The sequence below is a fragment of the Chryseobacterium sp. Tr-659 genome (assembly GCF_011752975.1).
Lineage (GTDB): Bacteria > Bacteroidota > Bacteroidia > Flavobacteriales > Weeksellaceae > Chryseobacterium.
Genome location: NZ_VWWP01000009.1, coordinates 108,863 through 131,353, shown reverse-complemented (window position 1 = coordinate 131,353; position 22,491 = coordinate 108,863). Strand labels below are relative to the sequence as shown.

Annotated in this window: 21 protein-coding genes; 15 read left to right on the top strand and 6 right to left on the bottom strand. The window is 36.6% G+C overall.

The window, feature by feature from the left end; all coding sequences use genetic code 11:
• Positions 1–9: 9 nt before the first annotated feature.
• From F3J23_RS18345 to F3J23_RS18335, 3 genes are all read right to left on the bottom strand, one after another.
• Positions 10–1,338, bottom strand: coding sequence for a (Fe-S)-binding protein (locus tag F3J23_RS18345; protein WP_167032438.1), 1,329 nt, complete (start codon positions 1,336–1,338; stop codon positions 10–12).
• A 9-nt stretch (positions 1,339–1,347) separates the two neighbouring features.
• Positions 1,348–2,298 carry an MlaD family protein gene (locus tag F3J23_RS18340; RefSeq protein ID WP_167032436.1) on the bottom strand — a complete coding sequence of 317 codons (951 nt, stop codon included), beginning with the start codon at positions 2,296–2,298 and terminating at the stop codon, positions 1,348–1,350.
• Between the two features lie 130 nt (positions 2,299–2,428).
• Positions 2,429–4,579: a peptidylprolyl isomerase gene (locus F3J23_RS18335; RefSeq protein ID WP_167032434.1), complete on the bottom strand. Its 2,151-nt coding sequence runs from the start codon at positions 4,577–4,579 to the stop codon at positions 2,429–2,431.
• Between the two features lie 260 nt (positions 4,580–4,839).
• Here F3J23_RS18335 and lon point away from each other — a divergent pair, with 260 nt between their 5' ends.
• Both lon and F3J23_RS18325 read left to right on the top strand, forming a co-directional pair.
• Positions 4,840–7,245, top strand: a complete 2,406-nt coding sequence (gene lon / locus F3J23_RS18330) for an endopeptidase La (RefSeq protein ID WP_167032432.1) — start codon at positions 4,840–4,842, stop codon at positions 7,243–7,245.
• A 205-nt stretch (positions 7,246–7,450) separates the two neighbouring features.
• Entirely contained in the window at positions 7,451–8,563 is a 1,113-nt protein-coding gene (locus F3J23_RS18325; RefSeq protein WP_167032430.1) for an AI-2E family transporter, read from the top strand.
• Between the two features lie 93 nt (positions 8,564–8,656).
• On the opposite strand, the gene F3J23_RS18320 is transcribed toward F3J23_RS18325, so the two are convergent.
• On the bottom strand, positions 8,657–8,878 hold the full coding sequence (locus F3J23_RS18320) for a hypothetical protein (protein WP_167032428.1): 222 nt from the start codon (positions 8,876–8,878) through the stop codon (positions 8,657–8,659).
• A 196-nt stretch (positions 8,879–9,074) separates the two neighbouring features.
• Here F3J23_RS18320 and F3J23_RS18315 point away from each other — a divergent pair, with 196 nt between their 5' ends.
• Positions 9,075–9,452, top strand: coding sequence for a DoxX family protein (locus tag F3J23_RS18315; protein WP_167032427.1), 378 nt, complete (start codon positions 9,075–9,077; stop codon positions 9,450–9,452).
• A gap of 140 nt (positions 9,453–9,592) precedes the next feature.
• Here F3J23_RS18315 and F3J23_RS18310 read toward each other — a convergent pair whose 3' ends face one another.
• Positions 9,593–10,951 carry an acyl-CoA dehydrogenase family protein gene (locus F3J23_RS18310; protein ID WP_167032425.1) on the bottom strand — a complete coding sequence of 453 codons (1,359 nt, stop codon included), beginning with the start codon at positions 10,949–10,951 and terminating at the stop codon, positions 9,593–9,595.
• Positions 10,952–11,158: 207 nt separating this feature from the next.
• On the opposite strand from F3J23_RS18310, the gene F3J23_RS18305 reads away from it, so the two are divergent.
• From F3J23_RS18305 to F3J23_RS18250, 12 genes are all read left to right on the top strand, one after another.
• The gene (locus tag F3J23_RS18305; RefSeq protein WP_167032423.1) at positions 11,159–12,070 is read left to right on the top strand and encodes a DUF4349 domain-containing protein; all 912 of its coding nucleotides are present in this window, start codon (positions 11,159–11,161) and stop codon (positions 12,068–12,070) included.
• Positions 12,071–12,227: 157 nt separating this feature from the next.
• Positions 12,228–13,103: a TraB/GumN family protein gene (locus F3J23_RS18300; RefSeq protein WP_167032421.1), complete on the top strand. Its 876-nt coding sequence runs from the start codon at positions 12,228–12,230 to the stop codon at positions 13,101–13,103.
• Positions 13,104–13,126: 23 nt separating this feature from the next.
• Positions 13,127–13,636 carry an RNA polymerase sigma factor gene (locus tag F3J23_RS18295; RefSeq protein WP_167032419.1) on the top strand — a complete coding sequence of 170 codons (510 nt, stop codon included), beginning with the start codon at positions 13,127–13,129 and terminating at the stop codon, positions 13,634–13,636.
• A complete protein-coding gene (locus F3J23_RS18290) occupies positions 13,626–14,231 on the top strand; it encodes a hypothetical protein (RefSeq protein WP_167032417.1) in 606 nt (201 codons plus the stop codon). Before F3J23_RS18295 ends, F3J23_RS18290 begins: the two co-directional genes overlap by 11 nt.
• Before the next feature lie 207 nt (positions 14,232–14,438).
• Positions 14,439–16,079, top strand: coding sequence for a glucose-6-phosphate isomerase (pgi, locus tag F3J23_RS18285; RefSeq protein ID WP_167032415.1), 1,641 nt, complete (start codon positions 14,439–14,441; stop codon positions 16,077–16,079).
• A 3-nt stretch (positions 16,080–16,082) separates the two neighbouring features.
• Entirely contained in the window at positions 16,083–16,916 is an 834-nt protein-coding gene (locus F3J23_RS18280) for a class I SAM-dependent methyltransferase (RefSeq protein WP_167032413.1), read from the top strand.
• A 7-nt stretch (positions 16,917–16,923) separates the two neighbouring features.
• Positions 16,924–17,808: a bifunctional 5,10-methylenetetrahydrofolate dehydrogenase/5,10-methenyltetrahydrofolate cyclohydrolase gene (locus F3J23_RS18275; RefSeq protein WP_167032411.1), complete on the top strand. Its 885-nt coding sequence runs from the start codon at positions 16,924–16,926 to the stop codon at positions 17,806–17,808.
• Positions 17,809–17,815: 7 nt separating this feature from the next.
• Complete coding sequence (locus F3J23_RS18270) at positions 17,816–18,445, top strand: 7-carboxy-7-deazaguanine synthase QueE (RefSeq protein ID WP_167032409.1); 630 nt, start codon at positions 17,816–17,818, stop codon at positions 18,443–18,445.
• A 43-nt stretch (positions 18,446–18,488) separates the two neighbouring features.
• Entirely contained in the window at positions 18,489–19,859 is a 1,371-nt protein-coding gene (locus tag F3J23_RS18265) for an exopolysaccharide biosynthesis polyprenyl glycosylphosphotransferase (protein ID WP_167032407.1), read from the top strand.
• Between the two features lie 103 nt (positions 19,860–19,962).
• Positions 19,963–20,715 (top strand): MlaE family ABC transporter permease, encoded by a 753-nt coding sequence (locus F3J23_RS18260; protein ID WP_167032396.1) that lies wholly within the window; start codon positions 19,963–19,965, stop codon positions 20,713–20,715.
• Positions 20,715–21,530, top strand: a complete 816-nt coding sequence (locus F3J23_RS18255; RefSeq protein WP_167032393.1) for an ABC transporter ATP-binding protein — start codon at positions 20,715–20,717, stop codon at positions 21,528–21,530. The genes F3J23_RS18260 and F3J23_RS18255 overlap by 1 nt, the downstream gene beginning before the upstream one ends.
• Positions 21,514–22,125, top strand: coding sequence for an outer membrane beta-barrel protein (locus tag F3J23_RS18250; RefSeq protein ID WP_167032390.1), 612 nt, complete (start codon positions 21,514–21,516; stop codon positions 22,123–22,125). The genes F3J23_RS18255 and F3J23_RS18250 overlap by 17 nt, the downstream gene beginning before the upstream one ends.
• A gap of 37 nt (positions 22,126–22,162) precedes the next feature.
• Here the strand turns inward: F3J23_RS18250 and F3J23_RS18245 are convergent, their stop codons facing one another.
• Positions 22,163–22,474, bottom strand: coding sequence for a hypothetical protein (locus tag F3J23_RS18245; RefSeq protein ID WP_167032387.1), 312 nt, complete (start codon positions 22,472–22,474; stop codon positions 22,163–22,165).
• Between the last annotated feature and the right edge of the window lie 17 nt (positions 22,475–22,491).

The following is a 22,491-nucleotide window of genomic DNA, read 5'->3' as shown; positions in this document are numbered from 1 at the left end:
CCTCAGAGTTTAATCATTCGCCCAGTTCAAGCGGTCTGCCTGATTGTACTGCCAAGGAGCTGCATTATTTTCCACATTCGTCATCATCAGATTGAGTTCTTGTGGAGCCGCCGACTGTTCCATCACCAGGAATCTTCTCATTTCAAAGATAATGGAAAGCGGATCAAGCAATACCGGACAGGCTTCTGTACATGCATTACATGTAGTACAAGCCCAAAGTTCTTCTTTGGTAATATAATCGTTCAACAGTTTTTTACCGTCGTCAACAAATTTTCCGTTTTTATCAATATTTCTTCCTACTTCTTCCAGCCTGTCTCTTGTTTTCATAAGAATAAGTCTCGGAGAAAGTTTTTTACCAGTAATATTCGCCGGGCAAACGGAGGTACAACGTCCGCATTCCGTACAAGAATAAGCATTAAGCAATTGTACCTGGTTCAGGTCAAATATATCTTCTGCACCAAATTTAGACGGAACATCAGCTTCAGCTCCTTCTGCCGGAGCAGCATAGGGATCAGCATTAGGATCCATCATCAATTTGATTTCTTTTGTTACAGAATCAAGATTATTGAATTTTCCTTTTTTATCAAGATTGGCATACCATGTACTTGGAAATGCGAGAATGATGTGTAAATGTTTTGAATAGTAAAGATAGTTCATGAAGAACAGAATCCCTACAAAGTGGAACCACCAAGCTCCTTTTTCTGTAAAGTGTAAGAATCCATCCCCGAAATTACTGAAAACAGGTCCCAGAACTGTTGAACTGATAGGGAAACTTCCAAGTTCCGGCAATACACCTCTTTGTTGCAGTACCCAATCAGCGGCATTCATCTTAAAGAAAGCCATCATCAGGGCAAATTCTATAATCAGAATCCAGTTAGCATCATGTTTCGGCCATCCGAAAAGTTCTTTCATAGTTAATCTCTTAACTCCATAAAAGTTCCTTCTGATGAAGAATACGACAACACCAATCACTACAAGAAGAGCTAGGATTTCTAATGTTGCAGTAAAGAAGCTATAAAATCCATGTCCGAAAACTGAAGCCAGAAAACGGTGGGTTCCGAATAGTCCATCAACAATAATTTCGATAAGTTCTATATTGATAATAACAAAACCTACATAAACAAAAACGTGCAAAATACCTGCAACAGGACGTTTCACCATCTTGCTCTGGCCCATAGCCACTCTTGCCATGGTATTCCAGCGCTCAGATTTTCTGTCGTTTCTATTAATTTCGTGGCCTAACCTGATATTTCTATAAATCTTTTGAAGGCTTTTGGCAAAAAGTCCAAATCCGGCCACTAATAAAATCAGGAAAATAATATTATCGATGTACTGCATAAGGGCGTATTAGTCTTTGTTATTTTTACCGAAAACCGAGAAGTTAATATATCTCTTAGGGTGTGCTTTCATATCCTCAATTAATGAATTCAGATTGGAAGATGCTGAATTCAGATTATTGTAAAGCTGTTCGTCCTTCATCAGTTTCCCTAAACTTCCTTCACCTTTATCAATTCCGCCAATCACCTGATTTAGTTTTCCAACAGTAACATCCAGATTGGCAATGGTAGCATTCAATTGTTTGGTATCAATGCTTTCCGCAAGATTTCCGTATTTGTCTAAGGTTACTTTTCCGCTTTGCATTGTAAGACTTGCATCATCCAATACTTTTTGAAGTTTAGGATCATTGTGCCCTACAAGACTGTTCACGCTTCCGGCAGTAGTCTGCAATGCACTTACTGTTTTGTTAAGATTGGATAATAAGGCTTTAATCTCAGCTCTGTTTTGAGCATCTACAAGCAGATTGGCGTTAGTCATTAGAGAATCTACTCTATGCAGCACCACCTGCAATTGATCTTTCACAGGACCTACCTGAGAAGAAAGGCTTCCCAGCGTCCCTAGTTTGAAAGCTCCTTTTAAGGTGTCACCGTCTTTTGCAGTAGGACCTCCGTATACAAGATTTACTCTCATTTCTTTACCGGACATTAATCCGGGTTCAAAAATTTCCAGAGATGAATTTTTTGAAAATTCGAATTTGTTGTCTACTGTAATTTTTACGACAAAATTGATTTTACCGTCTTTTGAGGTCAAAGGAATAATCTTATCCACCTGCCCAACTTTAAGACCATTGATAGAAACGGCCGAAGACTGCGCCAGACCTTCTACATTGTCATATTTTGCGTAAAATATATTATCGGTAGTAAAAAGGCTTTTCCCTTTCATAAATTGAAACAACACCACAAAGCCAACTATAGCTAAAAGTGCAATCACACCAGCTTTTAATTCTTTACTGAACTTCACTTGCTAATTTTTTTCTAATAAGCAAATATAATACATTTTAAATAAATCTTTTCCTTTATTGTTCTGCGTTAAATACAAAAAAGCGACAAAAAATTTTGTCGCTTTTTATATTGTTAAGATGATTTTCTTATTACTGCTGATTTCCCAGCTTGTTCCAGATCTCGATTCTGTAATCTTCGATATCTGCATTGTCCTGAAGACTCTTCATCCAAGCCTGTCCGAACATTCCAGAATTTCTCTGAGTAAGAGATTCTGTAAACTGTTTAAGATCTCCAGGCTGTTTGTTTACCGTTTCTGATTTTTTGATCAGAACATAAACTCCTGTTCCTCCTTCAATCGGATTGGAAAGCTTACCTTTTGCAACTCCGAATGCTGCACCGGCAACTTTAGGCTCCATAGCTCCTGCTACTGAAGGGTTCAGCAGATTAACCTGAGCTGATTGCTTTGAAGCAGCAAATAATTTAGCTACCTGATCTAAGCTGGAAGCTTTTGCGGCTGCAATTTTATCAGAAATCTGTTTTGCTGCCAGTTTATTTTTAACTATAACTTCAATCTGATCTCTTACAGATTCCGGATCTGCAAGACCTGCATCCTGCTTTCCGTTAAGATAAACTACAATTTTATCACCTGTTCCGTCTACTGTGAAAAGTTCTGTATCTCCTTTAACTCTTTTCTTATCGAAAGCCCAAGTTAAGATATCAGCGTCTTTTTCAGTACCTAAGCCCTGAAGCTGTCCTTCAAATCTCTTAGCGGCTTTAGGGTTAGTAAACTGGTAATTATCTTTTTTAGCAATATTTACAAAATCGTTGAAAGACTTCCCTTGAACCTGCTGAATGAATTTTTTTGATTTTTTGTCCGTTTCAGCTTCAGTAGCATCTGAAGGTTTGACTGCTTTCACAAGGTTAGCAACTTTATACCCCATTGATCCTGATTTTTTATCTTCAATATTGATGATATGATAACCGAACTGCGTTTCTACCACACCGGTAGCACCTTTAGGATTGTTAGCTAGATAGTGAAGGAACTCCGGAACGAAAGGTGTTTCTGGAGTTGTCCATCCTAAGCTACCTCCCTGAGCTGCTGAATTTGGATCGTTAGATAGCTTAAGGAACTCTGTAAATTTAGCAGGAGTTGCTTTTACAATAGCTCCGATAGAGTCTGCTAATTTCTTAGCCTGTTCTTTAGTTCTTGTCACACCTTCACCAGCAGGGCTTCCCTTGAAAGCGATAAGGATGTGTCTCGATAAAGTAGAGTCAGAAGTCTTTTTGTTTACAAGTTTAGAAACTACATAGAAATCCTGCTCTTTGTATGGACCAAAAGTCTGACCTATCGCTGCTGTAGCAATCTGTCCCTGAATAGTAGCCGGCAATTGAGTAGGCTTCATATACTGCGGATTGAAAGGCATATCAGAATTAGCCATTACAAACATAGAATCGTTTTTCGTATTCTGGAAGTTTTCTGTACCTCCGCTTGCATCTGTACCTCCTGAATATAGTTTTGTAATTTCTTTCAATGCTGCTGCATCATCTGCTGCACTAGGCTTGGAAGGGAAATATACGATACCGATATTTCTGCTAGGCTCTGCCTTGAACATTACAGGATGTTGTTTGATGTAATTAGCAAGATCTTCTGTGGTAACGTTGATCTTTGTTTTTTGAAGATAAGCTGCATAATCTACTTTCACGAAGTCGATATCTGCAAGCTGATCTCTCTGCTTCATCAATTCTTCGGCTTCTTTCTTACCTGTAGTGATACCTCCTGAAATATTTGTAAACACCTGTCTTGCCATCAATCTGTACTCAATAGTCTTTCTTGTTTTCAACCATTGTGTGTACCCTTGTGGGTTGGTGCTTTTTAATGTTTCAATTTCTTTTTTAAGCTCTTGAGTTTTAAAGTTACCTTTCTCATCAAAGAACTGCTGATTCTGAGCGAACATCTGATCGTACTGGATCTGACTCCAGAAATAATCATCAGTCATTTCAAAGCCCAATTTCTCAAACTGTTGTTTGATAAGTTTAGATTGTACAAGTAACTGCCAAGCCTGCTCTTCAAGACCGTTTTTCGGGCGACCTTGCTGTTCAGCCTGCTGCTGCAACACGAAAAGCTGATCATTGAACTCTTCGCGGGTGATCTTCTCACCGTTTACTTTTCCTAAAACATCAGGATTCTTACCAAAAACCTTGTCAATACTATCCGGGTTCACCAAAAACGCCAAAAGCGCTAAGGCTATTACTCCCATTAAAAGCCAAGGCTTACTCCTAATCTGTCCTAAAATTGCCATTTTATAAATTATAGTTTTTTATCAGTTTGCGAAAATACACATTTTTAAGAAATTACAGAAACAGAACTGCTTTATTTTGTTTTTTAACACAAAGATTATTTAAAAAAGGAAATTTTGACCGTATTTTTTAGTAAAAAACAAATGGCATAAGTATTGTGCATTCTAAGAATATTATAATATGCCACGCGTTTTCAGAACATATTATAAAAATTCCCTTTAACGACAAAAAACGAAAATGACAATTTGTCATTCGATTGATTATGACAGAATTTGAAGATATTAGTTTAGAAGAAATGATCAGCGACGGATTTGATATCGTAACTGAAGAGATCAATCTTTCCGACTTCGCAGAGACTGATAAAAATTCCGAACAGAAAATATTCCCTATACTTCCCGTAAGAAATATGGTTATGTTCCCTAATGTGGTAATTCCTATTACCGCCGGAAGAAAAACCTCTATACAGCTTCTTGAGGAAGCCCAAAAAAACGGAGATTTTATTGGAATTGTAAGCCAGAAAAATTCGGACTTGGAGCAACCGGCCGAAAAAGATATCTATACCACAGGAACTTTGGCTAAAATCATTAAGATTATTAAACTTCCTGAGGGCAATATTACTGCAATCACTAAAGGTTTCCACAGGTTTAAGATTAAAAAGATCATTGAAAACCAGCCTTATTTCAGAGCTGAAATATCAAAATTAAAAGATACCAAGCCTAAAAATCAGGAAGAATATGAAGCACTGCTGGAAAATGTTAAAGACCTTGCTTTAAAGATCATTGAACTGGATCCGAATATTCCTAATGCAGCTAACTTCGCAATCAAAAACATCAATAACAATGATGATTTATTAAATTTCATCTGCACAAATGCTAATTTTCCTTCTCTGGAAAAGCAAAAACTCCTTGAGGAGAAAAGCCTTATGGAAAGAGCTAACAAGTGCTATGAAATGATGCATGAAGACTTCAGAAGGCTGGAATTGAGAAACCAGATTCATCAGAAAACTTCAAAAGATCTTGATAAACAGCAGAGAGAATATTTCCTGAACCAGCAGATCAGAACGATTCAGGAAGAGCTTGGCGGCGGACCTGAAAGTGATGTGGAAGATCTTATTAACAAGGCTAAAGCAAAAAAATGGAGCATAGAAGTGGAAGAACATTTCCAGAAGGAGATCAGCAGACTTCAACGTCAGAATCCTAATTCTCCGGATTATAATGTACAGAGAAACTATCTGGATTTCTTTACAGATCTTCCATGGGAAACTTATACTAAAGATGTTTTTGATATTGCAAAGGCTGAAAAAGTACTGGATAAAGCTCACTTTGGACTGGAAGATATCAAAAAAAGAATCCTGGAGCATATGGCTGTTTTAAAATTAAAAAACAACATGAAGTCTCCAATTCTTTTATTAGTAGGACCTCCGGGAGTTGGTAAAACATCTTTAGGAAAATCCATTGCGGATGCTTTAGGCAGAAAATATGTAAGATTATCACTGGGAGGGCTTCATGATGAAAGTGAGATCCGAGGACACAGAAAAACTTATATAGGTGCCATGGCGGGAAGAATCCTTCAGTCTATCAAAAAGTCCGGAACATCCAATCCTGTGATTGTTCTTGACGAAATTGATAAAATAGGACAAGGTTTGCATGGCGATCCAAGCTCTGCACTTCTTGAAGTTCTTGACCCGGAACAAAATAAGTCTTTTTACGACAACTTCCTTGAGATGGGCTATGATCTATCAAAAGTGATGTTTATTGCTACAGCCAACTCGCTTTCAACAATACAAACTCCTCTTTTGGATAGAACGGAGATTATTCAGATTGCAGGCTATACTCTGGAGGAAAAGATTGAGATCGCTAAAAGACACTTAATCAAAAAGCAGCAGGAAGAGAATGGTCTGGATACCAAATCATTTAAACTTGGAAATGCTGAACTTAAACATATCATAGAAGCTCATACTTCGGAAAGCGGAGTGAGAACACTGGAAAAAAGAATTGCTTCCATTGCGAGATGGGTGGCACTTCAGACGGCCCTTGTAAAAGAATATGACCCTAAAATCTCTCTTGAAAAAGTGGATGAAATCCTTGGGGTTCCAAGGCCGAAAAGCTTGTCGGAAATTACCGGTGTTCCTGGGGTTGTTACAGGTCTTGCCTGGACAAGTGTAGGAGGAGACATTCTTTATATTGAAAGTATTTTAAGTAATGGAAAAGGTGCTTTAACCATGACGGGAAATCTAGGTACAGTGATGAAAGAGTCTGCTACTATTGCTCTTGAATATATTAAAGCAAAGCATGATGAGTTGGGGATTCCACAGGAAGAACTGGACAAGAAAAACATACACGTGCACGTTCCTGAAGGTGCAACACCTAAAGACGGACCTTCTGCCGGTATTGCGATGCTTACGTCTATGGTTTCTTCTTTTAAAAATAAAAAAGTGAAGCCTCACCTTGCAATGACCGGGGAAATCACTTTAAGAGGTAAAGTACTTCCTGTAGGAGGAATTAAAGAAAAGCTTCTTGCCGCTACCAGAGCCGGAATTAAGGATGTAATCCTTTGTGAAGCTAACAGAAAGGATGTAGAGGAGATCAAAAAAGATTATTTAAAAAACCTGAAAGTTCACTACGTTAACAGAATGGAGGAGGTAATTGATATTGCCATAGAAAAATAAAACAACTTATTAACATATTAACTTCTCAATAAGAAACACGTTCCGGCTGCCGGAGCGTGTTTCTCTTTTTATATAAAAGTATTTTATTTAACATCCGGTGGAATAAAATTTGCTGCCATTCCAAAAAATCCCATAGGATTGAAGAAAAAATTTTTCAATTCAAGAGGGTTTTCTTATTTTTATTCCACACTGCAGATTTTAAATTATGAACTTTCTTAGACTTCCTTTCCTTGTCAAGCTGACCCTTGTTGTTGTTTCCGCTATCGGACTCGGCTATCTTCTGGCATTGGGGCAGAGCATTTTAGCTCCGTTTTTTTTCGCGTTCTTAATGGCCATGCTCTTTTTACCCGCTGCAACTTTCATGGAAAGAAAGTTAAGGTTCCCTAGATCTATGTCTACGATGACATCCGTCTTCATCATGCTGATCATTTTAAGTGGAATTATTTATTTCTTTACCAATCAGTTATCTGATTTCAGTAAGGATCTTCCGCATCTCAGAGAGCAGTTTACTACGGTTTTCAATAATGTTCAACATTGGGTATCCCGAACATTTAATGTAAAGGTAGATGAACAAGTAGATTATATCAACCAGGGATTGAATAAGTTATTATCTTCTTCCGGGGCTATTTTAGGCTTCACATTTGGGATATTTTCAACAGGATTTGGTTTTATTATATTCTTTACCTTATTCTTTATCTTTATCTTAAACTACAGAAGACTTTTGAATAACTTCATCGTTACTGTGTTTAATGAAAGACATAAGGCCAGCGTACAGGAAGCTGTAAATGAGATCCGCATCATGACCAAGAAATATATCTTCGGACTCTGCCTTCAGGTTATCATTGTGTCTATTCTTACTTCTATTGTTCTTACCGTATTAGGTGTAAAATATGCTATTCTTCTGGCTGTTCTAACCGGTTTGTTAAATGTAATTCCATATCTGGGAATTTTTATGTCCCTTATTATTTCATGTTTTATCGCATTTGCTACTGCCAGCCCTTCAACATGTATTTATGTTGCTATCGGCTATATTGGTATACATGCTGTTGATGGAAACATTATCCTGCCATTTGTAGTAGGTTCCAGAGTGAAAATCAATGCATTATTTTCATTTATAGGAATTCTTTTGGGAGAACATCTTTGGGGAATTGCAGGAATGTTCCTGTGCATACCAGCTATTGCAATTATTAAAATTATCTGTGAAAGAGTGGATGATCTTAAACCTTGGGGAAGATTACTTGGAGAAGAGCAAAAGCCCAACAAAAAGAAGAAAAGCTATAAAATCTCTAAGAATATTACGCTAAAGGAAATGGACTAACAGATCATGAGAATCAATAATAAGTGATGATTACTCATGCTTTTTAAACTATAAATGAAAAGACTGCCTTAAAAAAGCAGTCTTTTTATCTTATTATGAAAGAGCACACAGAGGGCTCATTCCATTCGGGCAGGTTTCCGTGCAAAGAATATAAGATTGATTATCAGGACAGTATCCGTAATCCGAACCTCCTCCGGGACCTCCAGGACCTCCCGGGCCTCCTAAACAAGGATCACCTGGTGGAATTTTACATGGGCAGCCAATTGGCCCGATATCACATTTTTCGATACCTCCATGAATTTCTCTTAAATTCAATCGGTTTAATTTTTTAAGATTTTTCAACATAATGATTATTAATTCTATTAGATTATCTAATATAGAAAAATAAAATTAATATAATTACACAAAAAACAGCATTAACTCAACTTTAACAATAAACTATATGACATTTTATTTAAAATCAATAATCAGATCATATTTTTATTTTACATTTGATATAAAATCATCAATCATGAAAGTTATAAAATTCATTCTTTGCCTTTTATTCGGGCTTATGTTTATCAATGCAGGGCTAGACAAATTTTTTCATTATAATCCGGCCCCGAAACTTACGGAAGCTCAGATAAAAATGTATACCGCTTTCGGTGAAATAGGCTGGCTGCTACCATTAGTGGGAGTTGTAGAGGTTATCGGTGGACTGCTGTTTATCTTTCCAAAAACAAGAGCTCTGGGCGCGATCATTATTCTTCCTGTTCTGACGGGAATTGTAATTCATAATGTATTCAGAGATCCTTCATCCACAGGCATCACCATATCCGGGATATTATTGCTGATCAATATCTGGATACTGATTGATAACAGAGAAAAATATAAACATTTAGTTGAATAAAATTCAGTATATAAACTTACAACCAATAATTCCGGAAAATATAATCCGGAATTATTTATTATTATGGCCCTTTTGTCTGTTTAATGAATTACAACAGTGAGAAATTAATTAATAATTCAAGTGCGGCTTAACATCCTTATCTATATAAAAGCACTGAATCCTGTAATTGATCGTCCTACAATGAGCGAATTGATTTCTTTTGTTCCTTCGTAAGAATAGATAGCTTCCGCATCTGCTACAAATCGTGCTACATCATATTCCAGCAGGATTCCGTTTCCACCCATTACTTCTCTGGCTCTGGACACAATATCTCTTGTTCTCAACGTACAGAAGACTTTGGCCAGAGAAGCGTGCTCATCTTTCAAAATGCCTTCATCCTGCATTTCTGATAATCTGAAAACCATGGTTTGCATGGCTGTAAGATTGGATAACATTTCCACAAGATGTCCCTGAATCATCTGAAATGAGGCAATAGGCTTCCCGAACTGCTCCCTTTTTCTGGTATAATCCAAAGCGCTTTCATAGGCTCCTCTCGCACAACCAGTGGCCATCCATGCAACCCCAGCCCTCGTCATTCTTAGGACTTTTCCCGTATCTTTAAATGAGTTGGCGTTCTGCAAACGATTTTCTTCAGTAACCAGACAGTCTTTTAGAGTTATCAATCCGTTCTGAACAATCCTAAGTGCCATTTTTCCTTTGATTTTTTCTACGGAATAGCCCGGATTATCCTTTTCCACAATAAACCCTTTCACTTCACCACTATCCAGATCTCTTGCCCAGATAATAATCAGATCTGCAAAAGTGGCATTCCCGATCCATTTCTTTTGTCCATTAAGCAGCCAGCCTTCAGGTGTTTTTTTGCAGGTTACTGTTAATCCACCTGCTGCTCCGGAACCTACCTCAGGTTCTGTCAGACCAAAGGCTCCAATTTTTTCAAATTTCTGCATTTGTGGAAGCCACTTCTGTTTCTGTTCTTCTGAACCGCATATATAAATAGATCCCATTGCCAGACCAGACTGTACTCCAAAGAAAGTCGCAATAGAGGCATCAATTCTCGCCATTTCCATTGCAATAACTCCCTCCATTAAAAAAGGCATTCCCGGACAGCCGTATCCTTCATAAGTGACACCGCAGATATTCAGTTTCTGAAATTTAGGGATCAGCTCAAAAGGAAATTCATCTCTCAGCCAATAATGATTAACCAGCGGTTTTACTTCTTTTTCCATAAACGCTCTTACTTTAAGCTGAATTTCACGCTGTTCAGGGCTTAGGGTATGATAGATATCGTAAAAATCACCATCAATAGGAGGCAGTTCTTTCTTTTTCTTTTCCGGATCAAGCATTTTCATAAGTCCGGAAAGCTGTTTATCATCCAGTTCAGAAAAGTTTTGCATCAATTTGGGAAGATCCACTTTCTTAGAAATGGTACTTAGCTGATCAAAATCTATGGATCTGAATAATTCTATTGCGTTTCTGATTTTGGAAAAGGTATTTGACATAATGATAGATTGTAGTTTTGGTTTGTAAAAGATAAGCAAAAATTACTCCGAAAAAAGTATTTGCCTTCGTTAAGATTTTACAAAACACTTATTTTCAATTAATTAAAACAGAACATTCCGTTTACAAGCTTTTTACTTTTGATTTTCAAGCATTACAAAAGATCCTGCCTGAACTTTGAATCAAGCAAAACATTAAAAATCAACGTTATGAAAACCACTTACATTAAATTATCATTATCAGCTATTGTTTTATTAGGCATCTATTCATGTAAAAAAGGAGAAGTTTCCGCTAATGATCTTGAAGCCTATGCGACCACAGACTCTGCAGCAGCTATAGTCTCCGACAGTATTTCATCTGTTGCCCATATGAAAGTAAAAGACAAACAATTCATCAAAACAGCGGATGTGAGCATGGAGGTAAAGGATGTTTATAATGCAACCATTGCTATTGAAAAATCTGTTCAGGAACTTGGAGGATTTGTTACCAACAGCAATCTTCATAGCAATGTTATTTCTGAGGATACTTACAACACTTCCAGCCAAGAAGCCATGCTGGTAAAAAAGTATCAAACTGAAAACACAATGCAGGTGCGTATTCCCACTGAAAAACTGGGAGAGCTTTTAACAGCGATCAATAATAACAAGCTATTCCTTAATTCAAGATCCATCAACGCAGAAGATGTGACGGCTAATATCAAATATTCTGAGCTGGAAGGGAAAAGAAATCAAAAAACCTCTGAGAACATCGATCAATTAAAAACCAACAAAGACAAAGTAATCCTGGACGACAAGAATATGTCTGAAGGGAATCTTCAAAAGCTGTCAAGCATGAATATGACAGACGATCTTAAGTACAGCACCATAGATATTTATATCAGAGAACCTCAGTTGCGCATTGCCGAAATTCCTGTTACCAATACTACAAGCATTGATAATAAATATAAATACAATTTCATCTATGATGCAAAGGACAGTTTTGTTTACGGTTTTTATCTCATCCAGAGAATTATTGTGGCGCTTATCAACATATGGCCAATAGTATTAATTGCAGCAGCATTAGTCTATTTTCTAAGAAAAAGAAAAATTTCAAATCCTGAACAAACAAAAATTCAGAAATAAAAAAGCACTCCTAACCAATTGGTTATCATCATAATTTTAGATTTTACAAACCTCCTGTTTATGGGAGGTTTTATTTTTTTTGAAAAAAAGCTGTAACGATTGCAGCACCTGCCTTACCTACTGATTAAAAGAACAGAAAAATCAAAAATACAATACTATGAAAACGTTAGTAAAACTTGGATTGACAGCATTCTTATCAGTGAATTTCATCTCTGCTGCTGCACAGAATAAAAATAATGACACTGGAAAAAGTATACTTTGGGAAGTTTCAGGAAACGGACTTTCAAAGCCGTCTTATATTACCGGAACTTTCCATATCTTATGCAGTAAAGATTTTGAAATAAAGCCCAAAGTATTGAAAGCTCTTGAAACATCAGAGAATCTGGTCATGGAGATTAATTACACTGATCCGAATGAAATTCAGGCACTCCAGAAAATGTACCAGACAGATAAAAAGATTTCTGACCAGCTTTCTGCCGATGATGCCAAAGAACTGAATAAAATTCTGGCTGATTACGGAACTGATCTGAAAAGCATAGACTCTTCAAGCCCACAGGCACTTTATTCTCTTTTAACAACCAAAGCCATCCCATGCCCTCAAACAGAAATAAAACTGTATGAAATGGAACTTCTCCAAAAGGCAATGAAGGATAAAAAGAACATCAGAGGGCTGGAAAAAGTAAATGATCAAATGAAATCCATCAACAAAGCTTACGATCTGAAGAGTACAATCGCGCAGCTCAAAATGAGTAAAGAATATGAAATCTTATTCAAGCAAATGATAAATGCCTTTAAAAATGAAGATGCCGCATCACTTTATACTCTTTTTAAGGATGAAAGATTTATGAACTCCCAACAGGAAAAAGCAATGCTTACAGACAGAAATAATAACTGGGTACAGGTAATGCCTGAAATGATGATGAAAGGCAGTTCATTATTTGCGGTAGGTGGATCTCATTTAATGGGTGAGAATGGCATTATTCCCCTTTTAAAAGCAAAAGGCTATATTGTAAAACCTGTATCAAGCCTATAATAATAATTAACCATGAAACTATTGTGAGCAATCCAGATGAAGCAGCTTTTTTAAAGCTTATTAACCAACACAAAGGCATTTTATACAAAGCCTCCCGTATCTACGCAGATTCTGTAAAAGACCGGGAAGATCTGCAGCAGGAAATTCTTATTCAGCTCTGGAAATCTTATCAGAACTTTAAAGGAAACAGTGAATTTTCTACCTGGATGTATCGTGTTGCCATTAATACTGCCATTACTTTTTTAAAAAAAGAAAAACAGAGATTCAATAATCATACTGATGTTCCTCATCATTTTGAGGTACAACAGGAAGATTATAATCCAACCAGGGACAAACAGCTCGAAGTTTTCTACAGCGCGGTACAAGAACTGAATTCTTTAGAGAAAGCCGTTATATTTTATTTCATGGAAGGAATGTCACATCAGGAAATTGGAAACAATCTGGGTATCAGTGAGGGTAATGCCCGTGTAAAACTCAACAGAACAAAAGAGAAAATACAGCAAATTATAAAAAAATCAGGTTATGAATTTTGATCAGTTAAAAGAACAATGGAATAAAGAAGACGGCAACGTTCATATTCCAGACACCATAAAACACTTAAAGGAAAGTAAACATCCTATAGAAAAGATTCAAAAGAATATGAAAAGAGAATTCCCATTACAGATTATTGCTATTATTCTTATGGCATTTTTTCCGTTCCAATTTAAATTTCATTCTTCACAATATCTTATTTATTATGTATCTTATGTGATGATGGTGGTTATATCGTCTTATTATCTCCGAGGTTTCTATCAATTTTATAAACAAACGGAACTTTATACAGGAAATACTAAAAACAGTCTTTGGAAGATTTATCATGAACTTCGTTTAAACATGGAGAGATATCAGTCATTCGGATTTTTATTGCTCCCTCATTTTCTGGTAACCATAGGGCTTATTATCTATAATCTCATGGAAGAACATGGAAAATCGTTATCAGAAATTCCCGGATCTTATCAACAGTTTATCATTATTCTCGTATTACTAGGAACTTTAACCACTATTACAAGTATCGTGTTATGGACGAAATATACTTATGGAAAAAGTGCTATCCAACTGGAAAACATTCTGAATGAAATAGATGAATAATACTCCGGATATCGTTTCTCAAAGTATTTTTATACAGCCTCGGATCACATCTGAGGTTTTGTTTTTTAAAAAAATGTTATTTATCATCTTCAAATTTATCTGAGGTTTTATTTTTCCTTAAATTTGCAAATCAGAAATAAATCATTAAGGATTTTAAAAAAAATTCTATCCAATGTATGATTTTCTGAACCCAATAAATCCCTGAATATGCTATCAAAAATAAATCCTATACAAACTAACAGCTGGAAAGCTCTTGATGAACATTTTGCAGGAAACGACTTTGATCTGAGAAGTCTTTTCCAATACAATCCGAATCGTTTTAATGAATTGTCAATCCAAAAGGACAATTACCTTTTTGATTATTCTAAAAATTTAATCGATTCAAGAACAAAGGATCTTTTATTGCAACTGGCGGAAGAGTGCCAGCTAAAAGATGCAATCTCCAGAATGTTTTCCGGTGACAAGATCAATGAAACGGAAGGAAGAGCAGTATTGCACACAGCGTTAAGGGATTTTTCTGACCGTGAGATCCTTGTTGATGGTGAAAATATAAAACCCCAGATCAAAAGAGTTCTTGAGCATATGAAATCTTTTTCTGAAAAAATTATTTCAGGAGAACACAAAGGTTTCAGCGGAAAAGAGATTACTGATGTGGTAAATATCGGAATCGGCGGTTCAGACCTTGGCCCGGTAATGGTTTGCTCGGCTTTGAAGCATTTTAAAACAAGACTTGATGTCCATTTTGTTTCCAATGTAGATGGTAATCATATCGCAGAAGTTGTTAAAAACTTAAATCCGGAAACCACTTTATTTATCATTGCTTCCAAAACGTTTACAACACAGGAAACGATGACCAATGCGAACTCTGCTAAAGACTGGTTCCTAAAAGCAGGAAAACAGGAAGATGTAGCCAAGCATTTTGTTGCTTTATCTACTAATATTGAAGAAGTTAAAAGATTCGGAATTGCAGAAGAAAATATTTTCGAATTCTGGGATTGGGTAGGCGGAAGATATTCCCTTTGGAGCGCTATTGGATTGAGTATTGTACTTTCTGTAGGATATGAAAATTTTGAACAGCTTTTAAGAGGAGCTTTTGATACTGACCAGCATTTCCAGACTGCTGATTTCTCTGAGAACGTTCCTGTATTAATGGGACTTCTAGGAATCTGGTACCGTAATTTCTATGCGGCAACAAGCTATGCGATCTTACCTTACTCTCAATATCTGGACAGATTTGCTGCCTATCTTCAACAGGGAGATATGGAAAGCAACGGAAAATGCGTCGACAGAAACGGCGAGTTTGTAGAATATGAAACAGGACCAATTATTTGGGGAGAACCTGGTACAAATGGCCAGCATGCATTCTATCAGTTGATCCACCAGGGTACGGAATTAATTCCGGCAGACTTTATTGCGTATGTAAAAAGCTGTAATGAGGTTTCTGACCATCAGGAAAAACTATTAGCTAATTTCTTTGCGCAAACTGAGGCCCTTGCTTTCGGAAAACTGGAAGAGGAAGTGGAAGAAGAATTAAAAAATGCTGGAAAATCCGATGAAGAAATAGACAGACTGATCAACTTTAAGGTCTTCCACGGAAACACACCTACTAACTCTATATTATTCAAAGAATTAACACCTTTCACTCTGGGCCAGTTAATTGCAATGTACGAGCATAAAATTTTCGTTCAGGGAGTAATCTGGAACATTTTCAGTTTTGACCAGTTCGGTGTGGAATTAGGAAAAGTTTTAGCTAATAAAATTCTTCCAGAGCTTGAAAATAACGAAGCTGTACATTCTCATGACAGCTCAACCAATGGACTGATCAGTTACTATAAAAGAAACAAATAACAGATGTCTTCATTACGATCATATTATTATAAACTACCTCCTACTCTTAGACTTTTAGGAAGAAAAATTTATTATTTCCCTATAGATTTCTATGAAGGAATCTCGGGAAAAAGAGCTAAAAACGAGCCTAAAAAAGGAGATATTTATGTAGGAAATAGTGACTTTATCCCTCATGGAATCCGTCAAATGAATGCTCTAAAAAAATATATCGACCTTAAAAACACTGACCATGTTTTAGATATAGGATGCGGAATTGGTAGAACTGCGGTTGCACTTTCAGGATTTATAGACAAGGGAACTTATGATGGTTTTGATGCGGTGGAAAAAGGAGTTAAATGGTGTCAAAAACATATTCAGAAAAAATATCCGAACTTCACCTTTAAGTTTACACCCATTTACAATGATCTGTATAATACTTTCAGCGAAAAAGCTGAGAATTTTATCTTCCCTTATGACAATGCCCAGTTTGATAAAACATTTTTGTTTTCTGTATTCACACACATGCAGATCCCAGAAATTAAACAATATCTGAAGGAGATTAGTAGGGTTTTAAAAAATGATGGACAGTGTTTAGCAACGTTTTTCTTATATGATGATTCTAAGGTAGAAGTTGGCAGTATGCATTTTCCATATCAGTATGATGGGTATAGATTAATGGATAACAAAGTAACGGCGGCCAACATTGCTATCAGCACCTCATTATTAGACCAAATTGCACATGATGCGGGCATGAAAGTAGTAGCCATACAGGGAGGGTTCTGGAGAAATGACATAAAAAAAGAAGACGCTGATGAATTTCAGGATATTGTAGTATTCGAAAAAATTAAATCTAAATAAAGTAAAAATGGCAGAAATTCTTGACGGACTTAAAGTATCCAAAGAAATAAAAGCAGAGATCAAGGCTGAAGTTGAAAAAATCCTTGAAAATAAGAGAAGAGCTCCCCATTTGGTTGCTATTCTTGTAGGAAACAATGGAGCCAGTAAAGCTTATGTGAACGCTAAAGTGAAAGACTGTGAGGAAGTAGGATTTCAATCCAGCTTAATTAAATTTCCAAGCACTGTGTCCGAATCTGAGCTATTGGAAAAAATTGATGAACTCAATAAGTCTAAAGCAGTTGACGGATTTATTGTACAGCTGCCTTTACCGGATCAAATCGATCAGGAAAAGATCATTAATGCTATTGATCCTAGAAAAGACGTGGATGGTTTCCACCCTGAAAATTTCGGAAAAATGGCTCTTGAAATGGATACTTTCTTGCCGGCAACTCCTTTCGGAATCTTAACATTATTGGAAAGATACAATATTGAAACCAAAGGAAAAGACTGTGTCATCATCGGAAGAAGTAAAATTGTAGGAAGACCGATGAGTATTCTGATGGGAAGAAAAGATTTCCCCGGAAACTCTACCGTTACCCTTACACACTCCTATACAAAAGACATTGAAGAATATACAAGAAAAGCAGACATCGTTATTACCGCTTTAGGTGATCCTCACTTCTTAAAAGGAGATATGATCAAAGAAGGAGCAGTAATCGTTGATGTGGGTATTACCAGAGTAGATAATGACTCTCCGAAAGGATATTATCTTGCAGGTGACGTAGATTTTGACAGCTGTGCCGCAAAAGCCGGCTGGATCACTCCGGTACCTGGAGGCGTAGGCCCAATGACAAGAGCGATGCTGATGAAAAACACCATCATTGCTTACAAAACTTCGGTCTATAACGACTAATTTTAAAATGAATAAAGAACAAGATATTTTATTAAAAGAAGGTAAAATGCTCCCTGTGATGGAGCATTTTTACACTTTACAAGGAGAAGGAGCACACACCGGAAAAGCCGCTTATTTCATAAGATTGGGGGGCTGTGATGTGGGCTGCCACTGGTGTGATGTAAAAGAAAGCTGGGATCCTGAGCTGCATCCTTTGATGAGCACAGAAGAAATTGCAGAAACAGCAGCAAAACATTGTAAAACCATTGTTCTGACAGGCGGCGAACCTTTGATGTGGAATTTAGAAATCCTTACTTCAAAATTGAAAGAACTGGGTTGTACCGTTCATATTGAAACGTCGGGAGCATATCCTATGAGCGGACATCTGGACTGGATTACCCTTTCTCCAAAGAAAACAGGATTACCGAAAGAAGAGATTTATCAGAAGGCCAATGAGCTTAAGGTAATCATTTTCAATCAGCACGATTTTACATTTGCCCAGGAGCAAGCTTCAAAAGTTTCGGAAAACTGTAAGCTTTATCTTCAGAGTGAATGGAGCAAAAGAAATGATATGTACCCTAAGATCACAGACTTCATTCTGGAACACCCGGAATGGCAGGCTTCGGTTCAAACTCATAAATATCTCAATATCCCGTAAAATTACGTACATTAGCTGACCGTATCCGTTATAACACCGATAGATGCAGAGAATTCGATACTCTAGATACCTGAAATCGATCATTATTTTGCTTGACCTCATGGTTATTGCATCTATCTTTATATTCTTTTTTATAAGCAGAAACGAAAGCTTAAAATACAATAAGGAAACCTGGTATCAGAATGTCTTTTCTCTGATTTTGTTGTTTTTGTTCTGGGTGCTTCTGAGCGGTAGGACAAAAATTTACAATATTCCCAGAAACCTTACGTATACCTTGTTTCTTGAACGCCTTTTAATTCATTTCCTGCTTTTTATCCTTGGCGTTCTGCTTATAGGAAAGGTAAGCAATAATGTATTTTTCAATTCGGATATTTACTGGCTTTCGTTTTATCTTTTTGCCTTCATTTTCCTGGCAAAATCATTGATTTATTTCGCTATCAAGTATTTCCGGTCTCTGGGGATCAACTACAGAAACGTAATGTTTCTGGGAGACAATAATTCCACAGAAATCCTAAAAAATATATTTATAGATCGTAAAGATTACGGATACAGAATATTTGATTATGAAGGCTCTGATTTCAATATAAGTGAACTTGTCTCTTTTTGGAAGAAAAACGGAATTCATACCCTGTTTTTATCTGCAGAAAATTCTTATGGTGAGCGAACGGAAAATGAAATATTCAGGCTGGCGGAAGATAATAAAATTCATATCTCCTTGATCCCAAGTATTACACAAAGTGATTTTTTCCTTTATGATTTGGGATATATACAGACACAGCCTGTTCTTAATCAGGCCAGATATCCTTTAGATTATTATTCTAATTTCCTGATGAAAAGAACATTTGACATTTTCTTTTCTATTATTATACTGGTATTTGTTTGTTCCTGGGTATTCCCTATCCTCGCCATTTTAATCAAGACAACCTCTAAAGGCCCTGTTTTCTTTCTTCAGAAAAGATATGGTTTCCATGAAGAGGTATTCAGCTGTATTAAATTCAGAACCATGGTTGTGAATGAGGAATCTGCTACAAAAACCACATCGGTAAATGATTCAAGGATTACCAAAATAGGAAAATTTTTAAGAAAGACCAGCCTTGATGAACTTCCACAGTTCGTTAATGTATTGAAAGGGGAAATGTCTGTGGTAGGCCCGCGTCCTCATATGCTGGCTGTTGACAATTATTACAAACCGAAAATCGGAAGATACAGCTTAAGAAGCATGGTTAGTCCAGGAATCACAGGCCTAGCACAGGTAAACGGACTTCGTGGAGACTCCGGAGATGTGGAGGTTGAAATGAAAAAAAGAGTTCTGGCAGATGCATTCTATGTAAGAAACTGGAGTTTTGTACTGGATCTTGTAATTATTTTAAAAACCGTTTTACTGGTTATCGGCGGAGATAAAAATGCAAAATAAAATTCAGGTTTAGGGAAAAACGGTGAAAATTTTAACACAAATCTAAACTCCGGTCTTATATTCAACCCTAGCCTAATTCAATAAAAAAGTCTAATTTAGCAGTATGTTAAAAAAGTTTTTCACAGCAGTAGGGGAATACATTATCCTTTTAGGGAAATCCCTACAGAAGCCTCAGAAAATGAGGGTTTTCTGGAAGCTGTTCATGAGAGAAATTAATGATTTGGGAGTAAATTCTTTCGGGCTTGTAGTCTTCACCTCAATATTCGTGGGGGCTGTAGTCGCTATTCAGATGTTCAACAACTTTGATGCATCTTCATTTCCTATTCCTCCTTCATTTGTAGGATATGCTACGAAAGCGGTATTGGTTCTGGAATTTGCACCTACTATTATCAGTCTTATCTTAGCAGGTAAAGTGGGATCATATATTGCTTCCAGTATTGGAACTATGAGGGTTTCTGAACAAATCGATGCTTTGGATATTATGGGAGTAAACTCTCCCAATTTTCTGATATTTCCAAAAATCATAGCCTGTGTCATTTTCAATCCTCTATTAATTGCCATTAGTATTGTATTTGGTATTGGCGGAGGATATATTGCGGGAATCCTTACCGGAAACTGGACGGAAAACGATTATATCGTCGGGATCCAGATGTATATGCCCAACCTATTTGTTTATTATGCATTCTTAAAAACATTGGTGTTTGCTTTCATCATTGCAACTGTTCCTTCTTACTTCGGATATTTTGTAAAGGGAGGATCCCTGGAAGTAGGTAGAGCCAGTACGCAGGCGGTGGTATGGACAATGGTATTCATTATCATTTCCGAATTAATTTTAACCCAATTAATATTAAGCTGATGATTGAGGTAAAAGATCTTAAGAAAAGTTTTGGCGATGTTGAAGTACTTAAGGGAATTTCAACTTCATTTGATAAAGGAAAGGTAAACCTGATCATTGGGCAGAGTGGTTCCGGGAAAACAGTTTTTCTTAAAAGTTTACTGAATGTTTATTTGCCGTCATCCGGGGAAATCTTGTTTGATGGTAAAGACGTCAATACGATGAACCGAGAAGAAAAACAGCATCTGCGTTCAGAAATCGGAACCGTATTTCAGGGAAGCGCTTTATTTGATTCCTTAACAGTAGAGGAAAATATCATGTTTCCTCTTGATATGTTCACCAACCTTACTTACAGAGAAAAAAAGAAAAGGGTTTTTGAAGTAATCGGAAGAGTACATCTTGACAAAGCAGAGAGAAAATTTCCGTCTGAAATCTCAGGAGGAATGCAAAAAAGGGTAGCTATTGCAAGAGCAATTGTGAACAACCCTAAATATCTGTTCTGCGATGAACCTAACTCGGGACTTGACCCGTATACCTCAAAAGTCATTGATGATCTTCTTTACGAAATCACAAAAGAATACAATACAACAACCATCATCAACACCCACGATATGAACTCTGTAATGACGATTGGCGAGAAAATTGTATACCTGAGACTGGGAATCAAGGAATGGGAAGGTAATAAAGATATTCTCATTACGGCAGGCAATAAAAACCTGATCGATTTCGTTTATTCTTCAGAACTGTTTAAAGAACTGCGGGAATATTTACTTGAGAATAATAAAACTATTGAAAATACAATTACAAAAATAGACGATAATGAAAAAGGTACTTAGTATAGCGTTAATAGGGTTTTCAATGTGGGCTTCCGCGCAGATTTCACTGGCAGGTAAAGCCAACTTAATTTTTCCTACCGGTTCTCCATCATGGTCAAATATTAAAGGAACCGTAAATGATGCAATTAACGGAACAGGGAAAAATAATGTAGGTTTCAATGTGGGGCTTTCATTAAAAGTAGGTCTTCCTACTTCATTATTTGTGATGCCGGAGATTTATTATACTCATTTCAAGAATGAGTTCACTACGGAAAATACTACTTTCGATGTGAAAAGTAACCGTATTGATGTTCCTGTTCTTTTGGGATATAACCTTTTAGGTAATATGCTTGGAGTTTTTGTAGGACCTGTCGGAAGTTTTAACTTAAGCAAAGACAATACGTACAATGACTTTAAAGAAAATGCTAAAAATGATTTTACAGTAGGGTATCAGTTTGGAGCTCAGCTTGAAATTAAAAAGCTTATCATCAATGCAAAATATGAAGGGGCTTTCAGCAAAGATGAAAGAAACTTCATTAACAAAGTTTCCGGTTCGGAAATCAGATACGACAACAGACCTAACTTATTTATGGTAGGTTTGGGATATAAATTTTAATCAATTATCGAAAATAACAACTTTAAACCCTCGGATTTTATATCTGAGGGTTTTTATTTTGATTTTCAAGCTCAGCCTGGCGCTTAGCAATATCTGCAGCTTGTTTTTCAAGCTCTTCTTTTTCTTTCTGCAGCTGTTTGAATTCTTTTTTCTTCTGCTCTGCTTTTATAGCACTTCCTTTGCTTAAGTATCCTACCATTCCTCCAATGATAAGACCTATCCCAACTCCGGCCATCATTCCCATAATGTGAGAAATTTTAATCTGTTCTACGGCAAAATCTGTTGTCAGGTAGAAAAGTAAAGCTGAAACCGCTAAAAGTATAAGTCCTGTGATTGATAAACTCTTCATAATATTGTGTTTAGGTG

Excerpts from the sequence above, each read along its gene's own strand:
- F3J23_RS18245 (WP_167032387.1), bottom strand. The coding sequence starts at position 22,474 with ATGAAGAGTTTATCAATCACAGGACTTATACTTTTAGCGGTTTCAGCT.
- F3J23_RS18275 (WP_167032411.1), top strand. The coding sequence starts at position 16,924 with ATGGCAGAAATTCTTGACGGACTTAAAGTATCCAAAGAAATAAAAGCA.
- F3J23_RS18250 (WP_167032390.1), top strand. The coding sequence starts at position 21,514 with ATGAAAAAGGTACTTAGTATAGCGTTAATAGGGTTTTCAATGTGGGCT.
- F3J23_RS18270 (WP_167032409.1), top strand. The coding sequence starts at position 17,816 with ATGAATAAAGAACAAGATATTTTATTAAAAGAAGGTAAAATGCTCCCT.
- F3J23_RS18325 (WP_167032430.1), top strand. The coding sequence starts at position 7,451 with ATGAACTTTCTTAGACTTCCTTTCCTTGTCAAGCTGACCCTTGTTGTT.
- F3J23_RS18255 (WP_167032393.1), top strand. The coding sequence starts at position 20,715 with ATGATTGAGGTAAAAGATCTTAAGAAAAGTTTTGGCGATGTTGAAGTA.
- lon (WP_167032432.1), top strand. The coding sequence starts at position 4,840 with ATGACAGAATTTGAAGATATTAGTTTAGAAGAAATGATCAGCGACGGA.
- F3J23_RS18335 (WP_167032434.1), bottom strand. The coding sequence starts at position 4,579 with ATGGCAATTTTAGGACAGATTAGGAGTAAGCCTTGGCTTTTAATGGGA.
- F3J23_RS18265 (WP_167032407.1), top strand. The coding sequence starts at position 18,489 with ATGCAGAGAATTCGATACTCTAGATACCTGAAATCGATCATTATTTTG.
- F3J23_RS18310 (WP_167032425.1), bottom strand. The coding sequence starts at position 10,951 with ATGTCAAATACCTTTTCCAAAATCAGAAACGCAATAGAATTATTCAGA.
- F3J23_RS18260 (WP_167032396.1), top strand. The coding sequence starts at position 19,963 with ATGTTAAAAAAGTTTTTCACAGCAGTAGGGGAATACATTATCCTTTTA.
- F3J23_RS18280 (WP_167032413.1), top strand. The coding sequence starts at position 16,083 with ATGTCTTCATTACGATCATATTATTATAAACTACCTCCTACTCTTAGA.
- pgi (WP_167032415.1), top strand. The coding sequence starts at position 14,439 with ATGCTATCAAAAATAAATCCTATACAAACTAACAGCTGGAAAGCTCTT.
- F3J23_RS18315 (WP_167032427.1), top strand. The coding sequence starts at position 9,075 with ATGAAAGTTATAAAATTCATTCTTTGCCTTTTATTCGGGCTTATGTTT.
- F3J23_RS18300 (WP_167032421.1), top strand. The coding sequence starts at position 12,228 with ATGAAAACGTTAGTAAAACTTGGATTGACAGCATTCTTATCAGTGAAT.
- F3J23_RS18290 (WP_167032417.1), top strand. The coding sequence starts at position 13,626 with ATGAATTTTGATCAGTTAAAAGAACAATGGAATAAAGAAGACGGCAAC.
- F3J23_RS18345 (WP_167032438.1), bottom strand. The coding sequence starts at position 1,338 with ATGCAGTACATCGATAATATTATTTTCCTGATTTTATTAGTGGCCGGA.
- F3J23_RS18305 (WP_167032423.1), top strand. The coding sequence starts at position 11,159 with ATGAAAACCACTTACATTAAATTATCATTATCAGCTATTGTTTTATTA.